Here is a 19,582-nt window from a genome sequence, read left to right as displayed (position 1 = left end):
GTCCTGCGCCGGTGACGGATGCACTTGCATAAACTTGCGCTTTTGTCGGCCGACGGGCTGGCAGGCCAAGGTCTACGGAGTAGGATGCAAGGCGTTGGAGAGAACGATCATGCCCGCACTGGAAACGTTGCAAGTCTTTCAAGCCCTCAACCGCTCGCCTAATGCTCGTCTGGAGCACAGCGCCGAGCTCGGTGACGGCATGGCTGCAGCCTTGTGGAGCAATCATCACGACGCCCAGGACTACGAAGCGCCGACTCACCACACCCTCTCCTGCTACATCGCCGGCGGCACCGGGACGTTTCGCCGTGACCAGCCCGGCAACAAGGGTGGCCCGGACAAACTGTGCATTCTGCCCGCCGAGCATCAGTCCGGCTGGGTGATCAACGGCGACATTCGCCTGGCCCATCTGTATTTCAGCCCCGAACAATTCGCCCTCGGCTGCGTCACGTTGCTGGACCGCGAACCCCGGGAACTGCAGTTGCGCGAAGCCACCTTCCTCGACGACCCGCAACAGGCCCAACGCTTTCGGCAGATGCTCACGCTCAATTGGGAAGAGCCGGGCGAGCGCGTGCTGACCAGCAGCCTGGCTCACGAAATGCTCAGCCATGCGCTGTTCAATCAGGTTGGCATGCGCCAGGGCTTGCGGCTCAAGGGTGGACTGGCCGCGCATCAACGGCGGCAGTTGGTGGAGTTCATCGACAGTCAATTGGCCGAAGCCATCAGCCTGGGGCAATTGGCCGGGTTGTGTGCGTTGTCGGAATACCACTTTGCGCGAATGTTTCGCGAGAGTTTCGGCTTGCCGCCCCATCAGTACGTGTTGGCGCGACGCATGAGCCGGGCGCGGGAATTATTGCGCTCGACTTCGCAGCCGTTGGGGGAGATTGCGCTGGCGTGCGGGTTTGCCAGTGCGAGCCATTTCACCAATCGGTTTCGGCAGGTGTTGGGAGGAACACCCGGCGAATATCGGTTGGCGTTTTTGCGTTAGCTATCTCACCCCAGCCCTCTCCCCAGAGGGGAGAGGGAGCCGACCGAGTTGTATTCACGAGTTACATCGACCTGAAATATCGAGTCGATCTCAGGTTTTGAAAGCGACAGAGATTTGCTCCCTTTCCCCCTCTCCCCTCTGGGGAGAGGGCTGGGGTGAGGGGTGGCTTTTGATCCAGCCCTAGAACTCCAATGTGCTGGACAACGAAATCTGCCGCGAATCCCCCATCGAGACAAAGAACCGGCTCGCCGCCGAGGTGTAGTAGGTGCGGTCGAACAGGTTCTTCACGTTGAGCTGAAACTTGACCTTCTGCCCTTCGACTTTGGTGTCGTAGGTAGCGAACGCGTCAGCCACGGTGTAGCCCGGCAGGTCGAAGTCATTCGGGGCATCCCCCGCGCGCTCGCCGACATAGCGTGCACCCGCGCCGACCCGCAGTTGATCGCCACCGACGATGGTGCCGAAGTCGTAGACCGCCGACAGCGAGCCGGTGTTCTTGGCCACGTTTTGCAGTTTCTTGCCCTTGTAGTCCGGGTCTTCGGTGACTTCGGCATCGGTGTAGGCATAGCTGCCGATCATGCTCCAACGGTCAGTGAGCTGGCCGGTCAGATCGATTTCCAGACCACGGGAACGCACCTCACCGGCGGCGCTGTAGATCGTGGTCGGGCCTTCGGCGTTGGCGATCAGCACGTTGCGTTTCTTGATATTGAACAGCGCGATATCACCGGTGATGCGCCCCGGCATATCGAGCCGGGCGCCGATTTCCCAGGACTTGGCTTCTTCCGGCGCGATGCTGCCGTCGAGCACCACGGTGCTGCCGCTTAACGGTGCAATGGTCGAGTTGGGTTTGAACGATTCGGTGTAGCTGCCGTAGAACGACAGTTCATCGGTGTAGCGATACACCAGGCCGGCGCGCGGCACGAATTTCTGGCCGTTGTTGTCGGTGTTGGCCCGGAACGGCACGCCTTTGCCGGCGTACTGGTCGTACTCCTGGAAGCGTCCGCCAGCCACCAGAATCCACTGGTCGGTGAGGTGGATCGAGTCCTGGGCGAAGATCGAATCGCTGCGCAGTTGATCGGTCTGGGCACTGTCCGGCGCGCTGACGGTGGTGCCGGCGACTTCGCGGCCATACACCGGGTTGACGTAGCTGAAGGTGGTCAGGCTTTTCTGGCGGATCAGGTCTTCGCGGTAGATCTTGCGGTACTCGTCATCGACGCCGAACACCAGGTCGTGCTGCATGCCCAGCACATTCACTTTGCCTTCGAGGCTGGCGGTGGTGAAACGGTCGGTGCTGATCGCGTTTTGCGTGCCGTCCATGCTGCGGGTCAGGGTGCCTTTCTTGGTGTCGATGGCAGTCACGCGCACCTGACTGGCGTCGTAGGTTTCGCGGTTCCAGCTGTAGCCGAAGTGGGCCTTCCAGTTGTCGTTGAGGTCGTGATCGGCCTCGAAGTGATACAGGTCCGAGCGCCCTTCCATGTTGTTGAACGGCTCGTCGAGGCGCTCGTTGCGCGAGATGTCCAACGGGTGGTTGGTGCGCGGGTCGATGATCGTGCCACGGTCGAACGGGGTGAGGAATTCCCGGTGTTCGTAGGAGAACAACAGCTTGGTGCTTTCGCCGAACCAGGCCAGGGACGGCGCCACCAGGGTTTCGCGGTGGGTGCCGAAGTTGCGCCAGTAATCTTCGTCTTCGTGATCGAGGACCATGCGATAGGCCAACCCCGAATCACCCAATGCGCCGGTGCTGTCGAGGCCACCGCCGCTGCCGTTTTTGCCGTCGCCGTAGGTCGAGCCGCGCAGGGTCAGGGCGTTGTATTGGGTCAGTTCCGGTTTCTTGCTGACCATGTTGACCACGCCGCCCGGGTCCTGGATGCCGTAAAGCAAGGAGGCCGGACCCTTGAGCACTTCGACGCGATCGACGGTGGCGTTCATGCCACGGCCCTGCACGATCGGCATGCCATCGCGCATGATCGAGCCGTTGCGGTTGTCGCCGAAACCGCGGGTCATCACCGAATCCTGAGTGCTGGCCAGGGTGTTGCCTTGGGTGATGCCGCTGACGTTGGCCAGGGCGTCATCGAGATTGCGCGGTGCCTGGTCGCGAATGACCTGGGCCGGAATCACGTTGATGGTCTGTGGAGTTTCCTGAAGCAACGCCGAGCTGCGCATCACGTTGCTGGTCGGCGGCGGCTGGTAGCTCTGGGTCGCGTCCAGCACCGAGGTGATGGTGGTCGCGCCCAGGTTCAGGGTGCCTTCGGTGGGCACCGGTTCCAGCGCCAGGGTGTGGGCGTCGGTGCGGCGGAAGGTGAAGCCCGAGCCGCTGAGCAAACGCTGGATCGCCTGTTCCGCGCTCATCTGGCCATTGAGTGCCGGGGCGTTGAGACCGTAGGGCGCTTCGTCGGTGTAGACCACGCTGATGCCGGTGATGCGGCTGAAGTCGCTCAGGGCCTGGGGCAGCGGTTTGGCGGCCAGGGCAAAGCTGAATAGCGTGCGCTGTTGCGTACTGGCGGTTTCAGCGGCGATGGCCACGCTCAACGGCAGCAGCGCCAATGCCGAAAAACTCAGCGCCGAGGCGCCGAACCATTGTTTGACCGAACCCGATTTTGCCCTGGACTTCATTGCTCATGACCTGTGTAGAACCGCTACGGGATGCGAATGACTCGCAGTTTCAGTCACTACACGGATGGGGGTTGGGTTTACCTCACTAAAATTTTGAAATTATTTTTATTTGCCGTTATGCGGTGTTTGGTCTGGCGCCTTCGCGGGCAAGCCTCGCTCCTACAGGGGATGGGTATTTATTCCGAAAATGCGAACGACCCCTTTGTAGGAGCGAGGCTTGCCCGCGAAGGGGCCAGTCGCCTCAGCGCAAAATAATCAAATGCCCCATAACGCTGTGCTGCTCAAACCCCAACACCCCCTGCAATGAACTCAACACCGCCTGCGGGTCCTTGCTCGGAAAACTCCCGCTGACCCGCCGCGCCGCCAGTTCATCGTTGAGCAGCACAATCCGCCCCGGGTAATAGCGGCGCAAATCCTCCACCACTTGCGCCAGGCTCGCCTTGTAGTAATTCAGCCAACCCTGGCGCCAGGCCAGTTGCGCCTCGCTGTCCACGGCGTGCAGTTTTTCCGCCGTGCCTTCGCCGTACGCCACTTGCTGGCCAGCGGTGAGGATTTGCTGCTCGGCATTGCGATCCGCCGTCACGCCGACTCGCCCGGACAGCACCGTCACTTGCGCGCCATGGGGTTGCAGGCGCACTTCGAATTGCGTGCCCAGCACTCGCGCCTGACCCTTTTCGGCGTCCACCACAAACGGCTCGCCCGTGTGAGTCACGCTGAAAAAACCGGCGCCGCGACGCAATTGCACATGCCGCTCGCCATGAATGAAATCCACCGCAATCGCGCTATCCGCATCGAGGGTGACCTGGGATTGATCGGCCAACGTGACCGTGCGAATTTCCCCCGGCGCCGACACATAATCCGCGCCCAGATCATCCGCCCAACGCAACGGCTGCCACCCTGCGCCGAGGCCGATCATCAGCAACAGGCACGCGGCCAGCGCCAACGCGCCGGACCAGCGCCGCACGCTGGGGCGCCGCGAGCGGTTCATGGCGTTGAGATAACCTTGCAGGGCAAACGCTTCCTCATCGGCCAGTGTGCGCGCCGGCACTTCGCTCAACTCCCACACCACTTGCGCCTGGGCGTAGGCCTCGGCATGCGCAGGATCTGCCTGCAACCAGTGACTGAAAGTCAATTGATCGCCACTGCTCGGCTGATCGTGCAACAGGCTCAGCCAGGCGAAAGCGGCCTGTTCCTGGGCGGGCGTCGGGGTGACGCGTTCGGCGTGGTTCACGGTGCTTTCCTTGGCGTACGCACTTCGGGTTCCCGCAAGCTGGCCTTGCAGGCGTCGAGGGCGCGCATCATATGTTTTTCCACAGCGCTTTGGGACAGACCCATGGCCTTGGCGATCTCCGCGTACTTGCGGCCATGAATGCGATTGAGCAGGAAAATCTGCCGCGTGCGCTCGGGCAAGGCGCGCAACGCCGCTTCGACATGGCGTAAATCGTTGCCTGCTTCCAGCGCCGCTTGCGGCTCGCTGCCGTGGCTGTCCGGCGCGTCGGGCATCCAGCCTTCGTTGACCCGCACCCGCGTGCCTTCACTGCGCAAATGGTCGATGGCGATGTTGCCGGCGCAGCGCAGCAGATAGGTGCTGAGTTCTTCGACCTGCACCAGCGGCCGGCGCCAGAAGCGCAGGAACAGATCCTGCACCAGGTCCGCCGCCGTCGCCCGGCAACCGACGCGCCGACTCACCAGCGCTTCCATCTGCGAACGCTGGGACAAGAACACCTGGAGAAAATGCGCGCGGGCGCCACGATGCTCATCATCGTGGGATTCCGGAGGGCTGGCGAGCATCAGGTCAGCACTGCGCAAACGGGGCTGGCAACCAGGCCTAACGCTGCCAACCACAAGGCCAGACGCGGGCGGTACGGCAGCAGCAAAACCAGCATTAATGCGCTGAGCATCAACACCGCGAACCACTCCACCAATCCGAGGCCCCAACCGGTCGCGGACACCGCCGTCCATAATGACAAGCCCAGCAACAACCAGCCGCCGAGTCGCATATTCAATCGACGCCGGGTCGAGGGCTTGCGTCCCAGCAGGTCGGCGTGATGCCGATCCATCGACAAGCAGAGTGCGGTGAATCCGCCGTAGCACAGCAACAGGGCCAGCAGCATTCAGGTCGCCTCGCGCTCAAGGGAGATGGGGCGGCGGGTGACCACTGCAGCTTTCTCGACGCGTCGCATTTTCCACGCGGCCCACGCCAGGAACAGGCCACTGCCCAGGCACGTCAGGTCGAAACCGGCCATGGCCCAGTCGCCTTGGCGCAGGGTCACGCCCAAGTTGTACGGCGTAGTCAGCCCATTGAGCAACGGCACCGCGCAGAACAGCAACGCGGCCAACGCCAGTTGCTCGACCCACGCCGCGCGGCCACTGCGGGCCATCGCATGCAACACGCTCAAACCCCAGGCGATGAAAAAGCTGTTCACCTCCCAATCCGCTCGTTCCGCCAACGCCACCGGCAACAAGCGATTGGCCCAGAAGAACGCCGCCACGGCGAGCACCAACCCCGACATGCTGGCGATGTTCAGCACTTCCACCAAGCGCAACTCGAACGGCATGACGCCGCTTTTCGCATGTTTGAGCTGGCGCTTGCCGAGCCAGATCACCAGCCCGGTACCGATCATCGCCGTGCCGGCCAACCCACAGATGAAGTACAGCCAACGCAGCACCGGGCCGGCGAAATGGCCCATGTGCAAACCATAGAAAGCGCCGGCAATCGCCATTGGAATCGGCTGCTCCGGGGTCTTGCCCAGTAGCTGGCCGGTGACACCGTTGAACGTCAGTGCGCGGCCGAAATCGTAGACCACGCCGTCGGCGCCATCGCGCTCCAACACCACCGAAGCATTGGCATCGCCGGGATTGTTCACCGCCAGGCTGCCGACTCGCCCGCCCGACCATTGCTCGCTGGCCTGCTCCAACAGCGCAGCCAACGGCGCTAGCTGGCCCGGTTGGCCGGCGGCTGGCGGCGTGCTGGACGCCGGGAACACTTCATCAAAAAACGCCCCGGTCTGACCGTTGTACGCAGCCAGAATGCTCGCCGGCATCACCATCGACATGAAAATCACCAGACTGCTGTAGGTGATCATCAGGTGAAACGGCAACACCAGCACGCCCACTGCGTTATGCCCGTCGAGCCAGGAACGCTGGCCCTTGCGCGGGCGGAAGGTGAAGAAGTCCTTGAAGATTTTCTTGTGGGTGATGATCCCGGTGATCAGCGCGACAAACATCAGCATGGCGGCGATGGTCGATAGCCAGCGGCCCCACGGGTAGGGCATTTGCAGCTGGAAGTGGAAACGGTAGAAGAAATCGCCGCCCAGAGTGGCGCGGCCCTGCACTTCGGCACCGGTCAGCGGGTCGAGGGTCTTTTTGCTGAATTGGCCGCGTTTGCCAGGTTCGGCCGGGGCTTGCTGCCAGCGAACGTTCAGGCCGGGCTCGCGGGCCGTCGGCAAGTCGATGAGCCAGCGCGAGGCATTGGCCGCGTGCTGTTGCAGATAGTGTTGCGCCACGGTCAGGCTGGCTTCGGCAGACACCGAACGCGCGGGGATTTCCGGCTGCATCCAGTGACTGGTTTCGGCCTTGAAATACGCGAGGGTGCCGGTCAGGAAAATCGCGAACAGCAACCAGCCGAAGATCAAGCCGACCCAGGTATGCAGCCAGGCCATCGTCTGACGAAAGCCCTCTTTCATGAGTGCCCCGCCCAGAACGCCAACCCCGAAATCGCTCCCAGCACCAGGCTCGGCACGATCATTCCGAACCACGCCTGCCAGGCGCTGCGACAGGCAAAACACCAAAGCACCGCCACCAGATACGCCAGAAAGGAAGTCATCATCCCGGTGATCACCGCTTCGGCGCGGGCCATGGGCAGCAGCAGGCTCAGGCTGACACTGGCCAGCGCAGACACGACATAGCCGCCCAGCACGGCAGCCAACACCCGCGAGGTAATCGCCAGTCTGTAGGAAACGGGGAGCGTGCTGATTTTGCCTTTCATGTTTCGACCTTGAAACCGGGTGAGGCCCCGAAAACGTTGCAGGACCAACAAGCGCGCAATATTAATGATAAATATTCTCATACGCAAAAGAGATCCGATTGCCGGATGCGCAATCACGTACATACAATGCGAACAATTCTTGTTCTCTAACGTAGCCGTCTGTGTCGGAGTGGTTCTGTTGCTGCCAGCCAATCCCGTCGAAGTCCTTTATCACGAACATCACAACTGGCTCACCGGTTGGTTGCGGCGCAAGCTCGGCTGCCCGGACAGCGCCGCCGACCTGGCCCAGGACACGTTTATGCGGGTGCTGACGGCCCGGGAAACACCGCAGATCATCGAACCACGGGCGTTCCTGACCACCATCGCCAAACGCGTGTTGTTTAACCATTACCGCCGCCAGGACCTGGAGCGCGCCTACCTCGACGCTCTGGCGCAGATGCCGGAATGCGTCGCGCCGTCTGAGGAAGAGCGGGCGATCATCCTGCAAACCCTGATGGAACTCGACCAGTTGCTCGACGGCTTGCCGCGCCTGGTCAAGCGCGCGTTTTTGCTGGCGCAGGTCGATGGCCTGACTTATCCACAGATCGCCGCCGAGTTGGGGATTTCCATCGCCACGGTCAAACGGCACCTGAACAAAGCGGCGATGCGCTGCTACTTCGCCCTATGAATCCGCCGCCAGACTTTTCCTCCCGTGTCGCCGAGCAGGCCGTGCACTGGTTGCTGGAAATGCAGCAAGGTCCATTGGACTCGCGCCAGCAACACGCCTGGCAGCAATGGCACGATGGGCACAGTGAACATCAACGGGCGTGGGCGCACATCCAACGGGTTAATCAGCGTTTGCGCGGGTTGTCCTCGCCCCTGGCTCACGCGGCATTGAATGCACCGAAGTCCGGCAGCCGTCGCCAGGCATTGAAGCTGTTGCTGATTCTGGGTGCCGGTACTGCGGTGACCTGGGGCATGCGCGAGCACAATCCGCTGACGCCATTGCTGGCGGACTATCGCAGCCCGGTGGGGCAGCGGCGCAACGTGGTGCTGGGCAATGGCAGCCAGTTGCAACTCAATACCGCGACGTCGGTGGATGTGCGACCTGACGGGCTGATTCGTTTGCTGGAGGGCGAAATTCTGCTGACCGCCGCCCGGGCGTTTGAGGTGCGAACGGCCCAGGGCCTGTTGAAAACCCAAGGCGCGCGAATCAACGTTCGGCAATTTGCGGATCGCACCCAAGTTGCGGTGTTCGAAGGTCGCGTCGAATTGACACCCGATGGCGGCGCGCCCTTGCTGCTGCAAAGTGCCCGACAGCTGAGTTTTGGAGCGCGCGATATCAGCACTCCCCTGCCCCTGGACGCCAACAGCGGTGCCTGGGCTGACGGCATGCTGGTGGCGGCGCATATGCGGCTGGGGGATTTCCTGGATGAGCTGGGTCGTTATCGTCGCGGGCAGCTTAATTGCGATGCGAAAGTGGCGGATTTGTTGATCTCCGGGACGTATCCGCTGGATGACAGCGAGCGGATCCTCGATCTGTTGGAAATCAGCTTGCCGGTGAAGGTGAGGCGGTTTACGCGGTATTGGGTGACCGTGGAGGCCCGTGCGTAATGATCGTTCCCACGCGCAGCAAAGGAATGCAGCCCGGGACGCTCCGCGTCCCACCCGAAGCCGAACGCGGAGCGTCCGTTGAGGCATTCCCACGCAGAGCGTGGGAACGATCTTTCGTACTACTTGAGCCGTTTTTCAGATCTGGCGTGACAGAGAAGGAAAGCCCCACTTGATTCCACCTTCTCAGGATCGTCGTCCATGCAACCCACCCGCCTTACTCCGCTGCGCCAACTCCTGCTGGGCGTCAGTTTGAGCTTTGCCGCTGTCTCCATCACCCACGCCGCCGACGCCAAGCCGTACCACATCGCCCCAACCTCCCTGGAAAACGCCCTCAACCAGTTCGGCCGTGAAGCCGGGGTGCTGATCTCCTTTGGCTCGCAAGTGACCAGCGGCGTAAAAAGCCGTGGCCTGGAAGGCAACTACACGACAGAACAGGGTTTGAACGCGCTGCTCGAAGGCACCGGCCTGCAAGCCCGGGCCGAGGGCAACAATGCGTTCAGCCTGCAACCGGCGGGCGATGCCGCGCTGGAGCTGGGCACCTCGACGGTGGTCGGCGACTGGCTGGGGGATGCGGCGCAAATCAACGTGTTCGAACACCCCGGCGCGCGGGATGTGATCCGTCGCGAAGAGTTCGAACGCCAGGGCGCGACCCAGGCCAAGGACGTGCTCAACCGCATCCCCGGCGTCAACGCACCGGACAACAACGGCACCGGCAGCCATGACATGGCGCTGAACTTCGGCATTCGCGGCCTCAATCCGCGTTTGGCCTCACGCTCCACGGTGCTGATGGACGGCATCCCGGTGCCGTTCGCGCCTTACGGTCAACCACAGTTGTCATTCGCGCCGGTCAGCATGGGCAACATGGATGCCGTGGACGTGGTGCGCGGCGGCGGTGCGGTACGCTACGGACCGCAGAACGTCGGCGGCGTGGTCAACTTTGTGACCCGAGCGATTCCCGATGCGCCCACGGTCAAGGGCGGCTTCCAGACCGAAACCAGTCCGTCTTCCAGCCATGACGGCTTCAAGACCACCGGCAACCTGCTGGCCGGCGGCACCGCCGATAACGGTTTGGGCGGCGCGCTGCTGTATTCCGGCACCCGTGGTGGCGACTGGCGTGAACACAGCGATACCGAAATCGACGACCTGATCCTCAAGGGCAAATACCAGCTCGACGAGGCCAACAGCTTCAACGCCATGGCCCAGTATTACGAGGGCAAGGCCGACATGCCCGGTGGCCTCAACGTCGCTGATTACGATGCCGACCCGTACCAGTCCACGCGCCCAAAAGACCAGTTTTGGGGCCGCCGCACGATGTTCAATTTCGGTTATCGCTATCAGGAGGATCGCCGCGAATTCACCGCCAATACGTTCTTCACCAAAACCCTGCGCAGCGGTTATCTGGACCAGGGCACCTTCCTGTCGCTGTCGCCTCGCGAATATTGGGTGCGCGGTCTGGAAACCCGCTTCGCCCAAGGTTTTGATGTCGGCCCGACCAGCCATGAAGTCGGCGTCGGCTATCGCTATATCAACGAGGCCGGCCACGAACTGCGCTATCGCACGCCGATTGCCAGCAATGAATTGCCGACCACCAACAGCCGCAATGACCGCGACACCCGGGGCGGCACCGAAGCCAACGCGTTGTTCGTCGATGACCGGATCGACATCGGCAAGTGGACCCTCACGCCAGGCATCCGCTACGAGATGATCGAGTCGCAACAAACCAACAACCTGACGAACGCGAAGTACAAGGGCGACTACAACACCGCGCTGCCGGCGTTGAACGTGCTCTATCACCTGACCGACAGCTGGAACCTCTACGCCAACACCGAAGGCTCGTTCGGCAGCGTGCAGTACAGCCAGATGCCGAACCGGGTGACCAGCGGTGAAGTGAAACCGGAGAAGGCCCGGACCTGGGAACTCGGCACCCGTTACGACAACGGTGCGCTCAGGGCGGAAATCGGCGCATTCCTGATCAACTTCGACAATCAATACGAAAGTAACCAGACCAACGATTCGGTGATCGCCCGAGGTGAGACGCGCCATCAAGGCATCGAATCGAGCATCAACTATTCCCTCGATGACTTGAGTCCTGCATTGGCCGGTTTCGACGTGTACGCCACCTACGCTTACGTTGACGCGACTATCCGCGAAGACGGGCCGAACAAAGGCAATCGTGTGCCGTTCTCCTCGAAACACAAAGGCACGCTGGGTGTCGGTTACACCGAAGGCGCGTGGAAACTGAATCTGGACAGCAGCTACCAAAGCGATCAGTTCGCCGACAACGCCTACACCTCAAAGGAAAGTGCCGACGGCAGCACCGGCAGAATTGCGGGCTATATGTTGTTCAGCAGCCGCGCGGCATATGACTTCGGGCCGAAGTTGTCGGATTTGAATGTGGCGGTGGGGGTGAAGAACATCTTCAACCACCAGTACTTCACCCGCTCGTTTGATGACAACAACAAGGGTAAGTACGTGGGGGAACCGCGGACGGTTTATGTGCAGACGTCAGTGGCGTTCTGACCCTGACACGATCGTTCCCACGCTCTGCGTGGGAATGCCTCAACGGACGCTCCGCGTTCGGCTTTTGATGGGACGCGGAGCGTCCCGGGCTGCATTCCCACGCAGAGCGTGGGAACGATCAAACGCAGAGCGTGGGAACGATCAACAAAAACGGGCCTGCATAAGCAGACCCGTTTGTCAGTGGTGGAAAGGTAAAAACCGAATCAGCTATCAGCCGTTTTGCGCAGCCTGTTCGTTCTCGAGGAATTCGTCTTCCAGCAGCGCATCGGCTGCAACTCTCTCGAATGGCACGACCGCGGCACGTGGCTTGCCCCGCAGTTTGCCGAACAGATGTTCAAGCGCGTGTTCAAGTTTCTCGGCCGCCCCGTCGATCGCTTGTTCAAGGGTATCGGCTTTATGGGTCACAGAAATGGGTTGATGGCCTTTAGGCCGCGCTTCCAGCTGGCAGCGCATGTCATGCGGTCCGGGCTTGTCGCCGTTTTCGTCCCGCAAGTGAACCTCGACGCGGGTCAGGTCCTCTTCATAACGTTCGAGCGTGCTCTCAATGGTAGTACGTACCCACTCCTCCAGTCGGATGCTGCTTTGAATATGGTTATCACTGTTGACTTGGATTTGCATAGTTCATCCCTTATTTCAGCTAGCTCGCGAGAGGCCGGTCGGCTAGCCCTTGGGCGTCATCACCGTGACCTCTTACTTACACAATCGGTCTGTGCGCAGAACATTTCAACCCCTAAAAAAAGATAAATATGGATTCGCAAAAAAAGCCGGACAACGGCCAAAAGCGCTGTTAAGGTCGGGAGTTGGGTCGCAACGCTTCTTTGTCACAAATGCTCACATCTGCTGCTCCGCCAGTGGGTGCAAACTCCGGAAAATCCCCGCCTCTTCCACCAGCCAGTCATGCACCGCCCGCACGCCCGGATGGCTCAGCGCCCCCGGCGCGTAAAGCAGCACGTAGCGTTTGTGATTCGGCACTGCCAGCCCAAACGGCACAATCAACGTCCCCCGCTCCAGCTCATCGTTCAGCAGCGTTCGCCGCGCAATCGCCACGCCCATGCCGGCTATCGCCGCTTCAATGGTCAGGTGATTGCGATTGAAGGTGTGCCCGCGCCGTACGTCGGCGCCTTCGAAGCCGATGGCATTGAGGTAGAACTCCCATTCCGCGTACTCGTAACTGCCGCGCCAGGCGGTGATGTCGTGTAGCAAGGGGAAATGCACCAGGTCCGCCGGGCCGTGCAGCGGCGGGCGACCGCGCAACAGGCTCGGGGCGCAGACCGGGAAGATTTGTTCGTCGAGCAAGGCTGTGGATAACAATCCGGGGTAACTGCCGTCATTCAGGTCGATGGCCAGGTCGAAGTCGCCCTCGTGCAACGGCACGCTGCTGTCCTCGGCCACCAGTCGCAGTTGAATGTCCGGGAAACGTTGCTGCAAACGCGGCAAGCGCGGGGTCAGCCATTTGCTCAGGAACGATGGAATCGAGCGCAGGCGCAACGTCCCGCTGATCATCCCGGCGTCCAGTCGTCGCAATTCAGCGTCGATGCTGCCGTAAGCCTCGTTCACGGTGATGGCCAGTCGCTGGCCTTCGGCGCTCAATTCGACGCCCCGCGCGCGACGGTGAAACAGACGAAAGCCCAAGCGCTCTTCCAGCTGTCGGATTTGCTGACTGACCGCACCCGGCGTGATGTGCAGTTCTTCGGCGCAACGGGTGAACGACAAGTGCCGCGCGGCACAGGAAAACACGTGCAGCCAGACGTAGGTCTGGGCGTGCAATTGACGACTCATCGTTTAGTCCTGCTAAAGGCTGTCTTAGGAAGTTTCGTTGGTCACGTCGGACCGAGGCGGGCAGTATCGCCGAAATTGCGCTTGTCCTACAGAAATGGCAGCGATTCCTCTTCCATTGCTTGTATAGGCTTTAGCATGGCTATCAGTGTTTTCGATCTCTTCAAAGTCGGCATCGGTCCGTCCAGTTCCCACACCGTCGGCCCGATGCGCGCCGCCGCAACCTTCGCCCAGGCCCTGATTGATCAGCATTTACTGGCCGACGTACGGCGGGTAGAAATCCGTCTCTACGGCTCCCTTTCCGCGACCGGCGTCGGTCACGCCACCGACCGCGCCTGCGTCATGGGCCTGATGGGTGAGTGGCCGGACAGCATTGATCCGACGTCTATCGATTCACGCATTCAGCACCTGCGGGAAACCGGCGAACTGTCCCTCGCGGGCCAATCGACCATTGCCTTCAACTGGCAGCGAGATCTCCTACTGCTGGAAGAAAGCCTGCCCTACCACCCCAATGCGATGTCCCTGACAGCCTTCGGCGAAACCGGCGAGTTGTGGGAACAAACCTACTACTCGGTGGGCGGCGGTTTCATCATCGAAGCAGCCGAAGCCGAGTCCGGCATCGCGCCGACCAGCGACGTGGTGCTGCCGTACGATTTTTCCAGCGCCGCCGAATTGCTCAGGCTGTGCAACCAGCATGGCCTGCGGGTTTCCGAGTTGATGATGGCCAACGAACTGGCCTGGCGCAGTGAGGCTGAAATCCGTCAGGGCTTGCTGCACATCTGGTCGGTGATGCGCGAGTGCGTCGAGCAGGGCCTGTTGCACGAAGGCATCCTGCCTGGCGGTCTGAATGTTCCGCGTCGCGCCGCGAAATTGCACCGCAGCCTGTTGGAAATCGGCAAACCGAATGTCATCACTTCCACGCTGTCCGCGATGGAATGGGTCAACCTGTTCGCCCTCGCCGTCAACGAAGAAAACGCCGCCGGCGGACGCATGGTCACCGCACCTACCAACGGCGCGGCGGGGATCATTCCGGCGGTGCTGCACTACTACATGAAATTCAACCCGGACGCATCGGACGACGACGTGGTCGCGTTCTTCCTCGGCGCGGCGGCCGTGGGCATTCTGTGCAAGAAAAACGCCTCGATCTCCGGCGCCGAAGTCGGTTGCCAGGGCGAAGTCGGATCCGCCTGCGCCATGGCCGCCGCCGGTCTGGCGGATGTGCTGGGCGCCACGCCGGAGCAACTGGAAAACGCCGCCGAAATCGGCCTGGAACACAACCTCGGCCTGACCTGCGATCCGGTCGGTGGCCTGGTGCAAGTGCCGTGCATCGAGCGCAACGCGATCGCGGCGGTGAAGGCGATCAACGCCACACAAATGGCCCTGCGCGGCGACGGCAAACACTTCATTTCCCTGGATCGGGTGATCCGCACCATGCGCGATACCGGCGCCGATATGCAGGACAAATACAAAGAGACTTCACGGGGTGGGTTGGCGGTGAGTTGGGTGGAGTGTTGACGGCGTAGACAACTCGGGCACGGTGTTACCACCTGTCGGAACTGGTACTTTTAACAGGTAGTCGCTTCACCGCTCTAGTTGTAGAAATGAGTTTCCATCCATGTTGATGAGGAACTGCATCATGTCAAAAGCAAAAGATGAATCCGATGAGTCGGTCACTCATGGCCCCCCTCCCCCCGATCCGGAAACCACTCCAAGAATTACTGGGCCCGGCGACTATACTGTCAGCAGTGTTCGCCCAGTCATTACTGGCACTTGCGGACGTGGGCGCAATGTCAGGGTGGTTTCCATAGGCCTCCAGGACGCCTTGAGTCCTGAGCAACATTCCAACGATGGCAATTTCCGGCTGACGTTTCAACAAGATTTGCGTCCTGGAGTCAACACCTTTGAAGTTCTTCAATGGCAGATGTACCCACCCAGTCATAGGCGATCCAATGATTGGCATCTGTATCATTTGCCCGCACCGGTTATCATCTCCCCCGTCGCAGGTGCGACGGTGGGTAGAACACCTACGATCACCGGTAATGGAGGCTATCCACGCGCAATAATCCATGTGGTGAAGCACGGCAATCCCAACGTCATTTACGGCCAAGGCACCGTGAACAACGATGGAAGTTGGAGTGTCCCCATTACAGTCGCTTTGCCAGTGGGGGCTTTCAGCTTTACTGCCCGCCAACAACTGGATGGCAAGAACGGCATTTTATGGGCAGCCTTTGTGCCAATAACGGTTACCGGCTAGGGGCGATGAATATCAACTGTTCACTTGCTGACCGCTTCCGTTGCACCCGCAGTACTTTTGCCCCGAATCGGGCAAATCAGAAAAGGCGAACCTGACCGTTCGCCTTTTTCATGCCCGTTTTATTGTCCGACAGTTTTCCCGGCATGGCCCTTGCTACAACCCAAACGCGACACGGATGAAAGCACATGAACATGGAATGCCGATGGTCTGGTATTGCGAACCAACCCGATCATGGCCGGTCAACAACTGCACGTTCAATCAGGCGGTGACGCATTATGGACAACCCTTTTCAGCTCATTACCGATGCCTTTGCACCGGATTATCAGATCAACCTGAGCATTCAGGGGCTCGACGGCAGCATCATGCTGACCCTGTCCAACAGCGGCCACATAGTGGCCAAACGCATGATCAGCGCCGAACAACGCAATGACCCCAAACGCCTCAAGCGCCTGGTGCAAAGCATTCAGTTCGGCATCGCCATCGAACAGGGCCACAGCGCCGTGGCCATCCTCGAAGCCATGACCGACGGCGACAATCGCAACCTGCCACCGCCTCAAGTCAAAGGTCACTCACGACCAGCCATGCGCCTTTAAAGCTCGCCCTTCTCCACTTCAGGATGCTCACCGGAACCCGCGCCGATCTTGCGCTGCGGGTTCTCGATCTTCACCGAAGGAAATTGCGACGAGGCGTAACGCACCACCAGAATCGAAAACGCCAGCAGCAGAATCCCGCCGCACAGGTAAATGATGCCGATGTCCGGCGGGTTGTGGTGCGAGACGTTGGAGATCAGCAGGCGCGTCAGCGCAGTGATAGCCACGTAGATCAGGAAGCGCACGGGCATGTGGTTGGTCTTGAAGTAAATCCCGACCATCGCTCCCAATTCCAGGTAGATGAACAGCAGCAGGATGTCATCGATCTTGATGTGCCCCGCCTCGATCATCTGCAGGAATTCCATCACCGCCGCCCACGCGGTCACCGCACCGATGGCGAACAGCGCCAGGTAGTGGAAGGTCTCGACGAACAGATTGCCCAGGGACTCGGCCAGTTGATGCACGTTCTGCCGCAAGTTCTCGGCCCAATTGATTTTCACGATGATTCTTCCTTAGCTCGGTTCGAGCGGATGATGCGGGTTGGACGTGACGGTTGTTCTGCATGCAGAAAAAAGGCCAGAGGCTGTGGATTGAGATGATGGCCGCGTGACATGGGACACTTCGGCGGTGATCGGACCGGCGCCTTCGCGGGCAAGCCTCGCTCCTACAGGTCAGTGTGATCTGTAGGAGCGAGGCTTGCCCGCGAAGGGGGCGACACGGTTTAGCTGACAAACGCCAATTTCGGTCTACATTGAAAAGCCACTACCCAAAGCGCAGGGATTCGCTTATCCTTTTCGCTGTATATAGATACAGTAGTCGCGAAGACAACTTAATGTGAAGGCATGTGAGGTGGTGAATGGCCGTCGAAGTGGTATACCGCAGCAGCCGAGATCTGGAGCGCTTGTTCATGGATAAAGCCGAAGCTGACCGTCATGACAAAATGCTCGAACTGGCCGAATTGCTGGCTGAAGTGTTGCAAAAAGCCGTGCCGTCCCTGAGCGAACAGCAAGTGGAAGAAGCCGGGATCTACATGGCGAAGAACCGCGATGTGTTCGCCAAGGCGTTCAAGAGTCAGCCGGATGCACTGTCCGAATTGCTGAGCGCGCCTGCTGAAGTGGCAGAACCTGTAGAGGCGGTTGAAGCTGCCGAGCCGGTCAAGCCTGCGAAAGCGGTTAAAGCCGTCAAGTAAGCAATGTCCGAATTGAATAGGCCCTGAGTCATTGGCTCAGGGCCTTTTTCATGCCCGAAAATCAAAAGATCATCGATACAAAACCTTCTCCGCCAACTCATCCGCCACTCTCGCCGGCGAACGTTTTTCCGCCTGAGCGTGAGCAAAGACCTCCGTCAACCGTGAACTGATTTTCGACAGATGCGCCGTGATCGTCGCCAACTCCTCGCCACGATGCTTGAGCGACACATAGATCAACCCACCGGAATTGATCACATAGTCCGGCGCATACAGAATCCCGCGCCGCTCCAATTGATCAGCAACATCCAGATGCGTCAGTTGATTGTTCGCCGAACCCGCCACCGCCGAGCAGCGCAGTTGCGTCACGCTGTGACTGTTGAGCACACCGCCCAGGCCACACGGCGCAAGGATGTCGCACGGTGTGCTGAGCAACGCATCGTTGGCAATCGGATGCGCACCGAGTTGCTCCATGGCCAGTTGCACCTTGCCGTGATCGATGTCGCTGACCAGCAGTTCGGCACCGGCGGCGTGCAACTGTTCGGCTAACGCATAACCCACGTTGCCCAAGCCCTGAATGGCCACGCGCAAGCCTTCGAGGTTATCGCTGCCGAGCCGCGCCATGGCGGTGGCACGAATGCCGGTGAACACGCCCATCGCCGCATGGGGCGCAGGGTCCCCCGCTGAGGTGGTGCTGGTGACGTGTTGGGTTTGTTGGGCGATGCAATCCATGTCTGCCACCGAGGTGCCGCTGTCGATGGCGGTGATGTAGCGGCCGTCGAGCTGATTGATGCAACGGCCAAACGCTTCGAACAGCGCCCCACGGTTTTCCACATGCACCGGGCGCACGATCACCGCAACGCCGCCGCCCTGGGCCAGGCCGGCCAGGGCTGCCTTGTAGCTCATGCCTTGGGCGAGGCGCATGGCGTCCTCGACGGCGGATTCGTCGCTGGGGTAGGCAAGGTAACGACAACCGCCCAGGGCAGGCCCCAGGCGGCTGTTATGAATGGCAATCACCGCCTTCAACCCGGTGACCGGGTCTACGCTAAGGTGTAGCGATTCAAGGCGAGTGCTTTGCATGAGAGCGAACATCGTATGGCTCCCTAATCACTTCTTGTAGTCGCCAGTATAGGCTTGCGACCGAAAATTGCTGAAGCGCACCGGAATAAGCAGCGCGCCTTTGAGGGCTTTCGGACATAACCTGCAACCTCATGTGTACGACACTGGACGAAAGCCTGTGGCGGGGCTAAAACGAGGCATTCCCCGGAGATTTTGATGACCCCGCGCCAACGTTTCTTCGACTGCCTGCAACGTTCACCGCCCGCCCTGTTCGAGGCGGCGCTGTGGATTGCGGCCGAACATGACGCCCAGATGAGCCCCGAAGCGGTGCTGGCAGACTTCAGCGAACTGCAACAACGGGTCAGCGCCGGCCTGCCAATGCTGCCGGTGAGTGAACTCGCCCAGCCATTGTTGCGGCGCATGAATGACCTGGGGTTCGCCCAGGACGATTTCACTCCGCTGCGCCCGCAAGTGGCACTGATTCACAAAGTGCTGGAGCGCCGTCGCGGTCAACCGCTGGCCTTGGGGCTGATTGCGCTGGAACTGGCCAGAAGGCTGGAGATCCCGATGGTCGGGGTCAACTTTCCCGGGCATTTCCTGCTGCGGGTGCAGGGCGCCGATCACCTGCTCGACCCGTGCGGCGGGCGCCGGTTATACCCCAACGATTGCCGCGACTTACTGCAACGCCAATACGGTCCGAACATCAAACTCAGCGCCGAACACTTGCTGACGGCCGACCCGCTGCACATGCTCCAGCGCCTGTCACGCAACCTGCGCCAGTTGCACCTCACCAACGATGACTACATCGGCGCCCTGGTGGATGCCGAGCGCGTGCTGGAACTGGGCAACGGCAGCGCCTCCGATTACCTGGCCCGGGCCAGCCTGTATCAGCGTCTCGACTGCCCGAACGCCGAGCGCTTCGACCTGGAACATGCGCTATTGCTCAGCGATGACCCGATCCAGCGGATTCGCCTGACGGAGCGCCTGGGGCACCTGCCACCAAATTCCGTCGTCCACTGAT

The 19,582-nt window shown here is 60.7% G+C and carries 18 protein-coding genes and 1 pseudogene; 9 read left to right on the top strand and 10 right to left on the bottom strand.

Features of this window, described 5'->3' with window-relative positions:
• The first annotated feature begins 109 nt into the window (after positions 1-109).
• Positions 110-985 carry a helix-turn-helix transcriptional regulator gene (locus BK667_RS05065; RefSeq protein ID WP_123515167.1) on the top strand — a complete coding sequence of 292 codons (876 nt, stop codon included), beginning with the start codon at positions 110-112 and terminating at the stop codon, positions 983-985.
• A gap of 180 nt (positions 986-1,165) precedes the next feature.
• On the opposite strand, the gene BK667_RS05060 is transcribed toward BK667_RS05065, so the two are convergent.
• The 6 genes from BK667_RS05060 to BK667_RS05035 all read right to left on the bottom strand — a co-directional run bounded on the left by BK667_RS05060 (position 1,166) and on the right by BK667_RS05035 (position 7,583).
• The gene (locus BK667_RS05060) at positions 1,166-3,595 is read right to left on the bottom strand and encodes a TonB-dependent siderophore receptor (RefSeq protein ID WP_123596971.1); all 2,430 of its coding nucleotides are present in this window, start codon (positions 3,593-3,595) and stop codon (positions 1,166-1,168) included.
• A 241-nt stretch (positions 3,596-3,836) separates the two neighbouring features.
• Positions 3,837-4,826 carry a FecR family protein gene (locus BK667_RS05055; protein ID WP_123596970.1) on the bottom strand — a complete coding sequence of 330 codons (990 nt, stop codon included), beginning with the start codon at positions 4,824-4,826 and terminating at the stop codon, positions 3,837-3,839.
• Positions 4,823-5,386 (bottom strand): RNA polymerase sigma factor, encoded by a 564-nt coding sequence (locus tag BK667_RS05050; protein WP_123596969.1) that lies wholly within the window; start codon positions 5,384-5,386, stop codon positions 4,823-4,825. Before BK667_RS05050 ends, BK667_RS05055 begins: the two co-directional genes overlap by 4 nt.
• Positions 5,386-5,709 carry a DUF3325 domain-containing protein gene (locus BK667_RS05045; RefSeq protein ID WP_123596968.1) on the bottom strand — a complete coding sequence of 108 codons (324 nt, stop codon included), beginning with the start codon at positions 5,707-5,709 and terminating at the stop codon, positions 5,386-5,388. The genes BK667_RS05050 and BK667_RS05045 overlap by 1 nt, the downstream gene beginning before the upstream one ends.
• The gene (locus BK667_RS05040; RefSeq protein ID WP_123596967.1) at positions 5,710-7,281 is read right to left on the bottom strand and encodes a PepSY-associated TM helix domain-containing protein; all 1,572 of its coding nucleotides are present in this window, start codon (positions 7,279-7,281) and stop codon (positions 5,710-5,712) included.
• Positions 7,278-7,583 carry a DUF3649 domain-containing protein gene (locus tag BK667_RS05035; protein WP_123597227.1) on the bottom strand — a complete coding sequence of 102 codons (306 nt, stop codon included), beginning with the start codon at positions 7,581-7,583 and terminating at the stop codon, positions 7,278-7,280. Before BK667_RS05035 ends, BK667_RS05040 begins: the two co-directional genes overlap by 4 nt.
• A gap of 178 nt (positions 7,584-7,761) precedes the next feature.
• On the opposite strand from BK667_RS05035, the gene BK667_RS05030 reads away from it, so the two are divergent.
• From BK667_RS05030 to fecA, 3 genes are all read left to right on the top strand, one after another.
• Positions 7,762-8,250, top strand: coding sequence for a sigma-70 family RNA polymerase sigma factor (locus BK667_RS05030; protein WP_123596966.1), 489 nt, complete (start codon positions 7,762-7,764; stop codon positions 8,248-8,250).
• Positions 8,247-9,176, top strand: a complete 930-nt coding sequence (locus tag BK667_RS05025) for a FecR domain-containing protein (RefSeq protein WP_123596965.1) — start codon at positions 8,247-8,249, stop codon at positions 9,174-9,176. Before BK667_RS05030 ends, BK667_RS05025 begins: the two co-directional genes overlap by 4 nt.
• A 198-nt stretch (positions 9,177-9,374) precedes the next feature.
• Positions 9,375-11,696 (top strand): TonB-dependent Fe(3+) dicitrate receptor FecA, encoded by a 2,322-nt coding sequence (gene fecA / locus BK667_RS05020; protein ID WP_123596964.1) that lies wholly within the window; start codon positions 9,375-9,377, stop codon positions 11,694-11,696.
• Between the two features lie 210 nt (positions 11,697-11,906).
• Here the strand turns inward: fecA and BK667_RS05010 are convergent, their stop codons facing one another.
• Both BK667_RS05010 and BK667_RS05005 read right to left on the bottom strand, forming a co-directional pair.
• Positions 11,907-12,314, bottom strand: coding sequence for an HPF/RaiA family ribosome-associated protein (locus BK667_RS05010; RefSeq protein ID WP_054049780.1), 408 nt, complete (start codon positions 12,312-12,314; stop codon positions 11,907-11,909).
• A 213-nt stretch (positions 12,315-12,527) separates the two neighbouring features.
• Positions 12,528-13,475, bottom strand: coding sequence for a LysR substrate-binding domain-containing protein (locus BK667_RS05005; RefSeq protein ID WP_123515188.1), 948 nt, complete (start codon positions 13,473-13,475; stop codon positions 12,528-12,530).
• Positions 13,476-13,610: 135 nt separating this feature from the next.
• On the opposite strand from BK667_RS05005, the gene BK667_RS05000 reads away from it, so the two are divergent.
• The 3 genes from BK667_RS05000 to BK667_RS04990 all read left to right on the top strand — a co-directional run bounded on the left by BK667_RS05000 (position 13,611) and on the right by BK667_RS04990 (position 16,319).
• Positions 13,611-14,987 (top strand): L-serine ammonia-lyase, encoded by a 1,377-nt coding sequence (locus BK667_RS05000; RefSeq protein WP_123596963.1) that lies wholly within the window; start codon positions 13,611-13,613, stop codon positions 14,985-14,987.
• 121 nt (positions 14,988-15,108) lie between these two features.
• Positions 15,109-15,726 (top strand): Ig-like domain-containing protein, encoded by a 618-nt coding sequence (locus BK667_RS33025; protein WP_148060125.1) that lies wholly within the window; start codon positions 15,109-15,111, stop codon positions 15,724-15,726.
• A 275-nt stretch (positions 15,727-16,001) separates the two neighbouring features.
• Entirely contained in the window at positions 16,002-16,319 is a 318-nt protein-coding gene (locus BK667_RS04990; protein WP_123596961.1) for a DUF3509 domain-containing protein, read from the top strand.
• On the opposite strand, the gene BK667_RS04985 is transcribed toward BK667_RS04990, so the two are convergent.
• Positions 16,316-16,816: a phosphate-starvation-inducible protein PsiE gene (locus tag BK667_RS04985; RefSeq protein WP_123405399.1), complete on the bottom strand. Its 501-nt coding sequence runs from the start codon at positions 16,814-16,816 to the stop codon at positions 16,316-16,318. The two genes, BK667_RS04990 and BK667_RS04985, sit on opposite strands and share 4 nt — an antisense overlap.
• 356 nt (positions 16,817-17,172) lie before the next feature.
• On the opposite strand from BK667_RS04985, the pseudogene BK667_RS04980 reads away from it, so the two are divergent.
• Positions 17,173-17,427 (top strand): annotated as a pseudogene (locus tag BK667_RS04980) (YebG family protein); the annotation flags it as partial.
• Positions 17,428-17,574: 147 nt separating this feature from the next.
• Here BK667_RS04980 and BK667_RS04975 read toward each other — a convergent pair.
• Entirely contained in the window at positions 17,575-18,594 is a 1,020-nt protein-coding gene (locus BK667_RS04975; RefSeq protein WP_123515197.1) for a Glu/Leu/Phe/Val dehydrogenase family protein, read from the bottom strand.
• 183 nt (positions 18,595-18,777) lie between these two features.
• Between BK667_RS04975 and BK667_RS04970 the strand changes: the two genes are divergently transcribed.
• Positions 18,778-19,581, top strand: a complete 804-nt coding sequence (locus BK667_RS04970) for a SirB1 family protein (protein ID WP_123515199.1) — start codon at positions 18,778-18,780, stop codon at positions 19,579-19,581.
• Position 19,582: the final 1 nt, after the last annotated feature.

This window comes from Pseudomonas frederiksbergensis (genome assembly GCF_003732705.1).
In the GTDB taxonomy this organism is placed as follows: Bacteria; Pseudomonadota; Gammaproteobacteria; order Pseudomonadales; family Pseudomonadaceae; genus Aquipseudomonas; species Aquipseudomonas frederiksbergensis_F.
The sequence above is the reverse complement of the archived record's forward strand: the minus strand, read 5'-3'. Positions and strand labels throughout refer to the sequence as shown.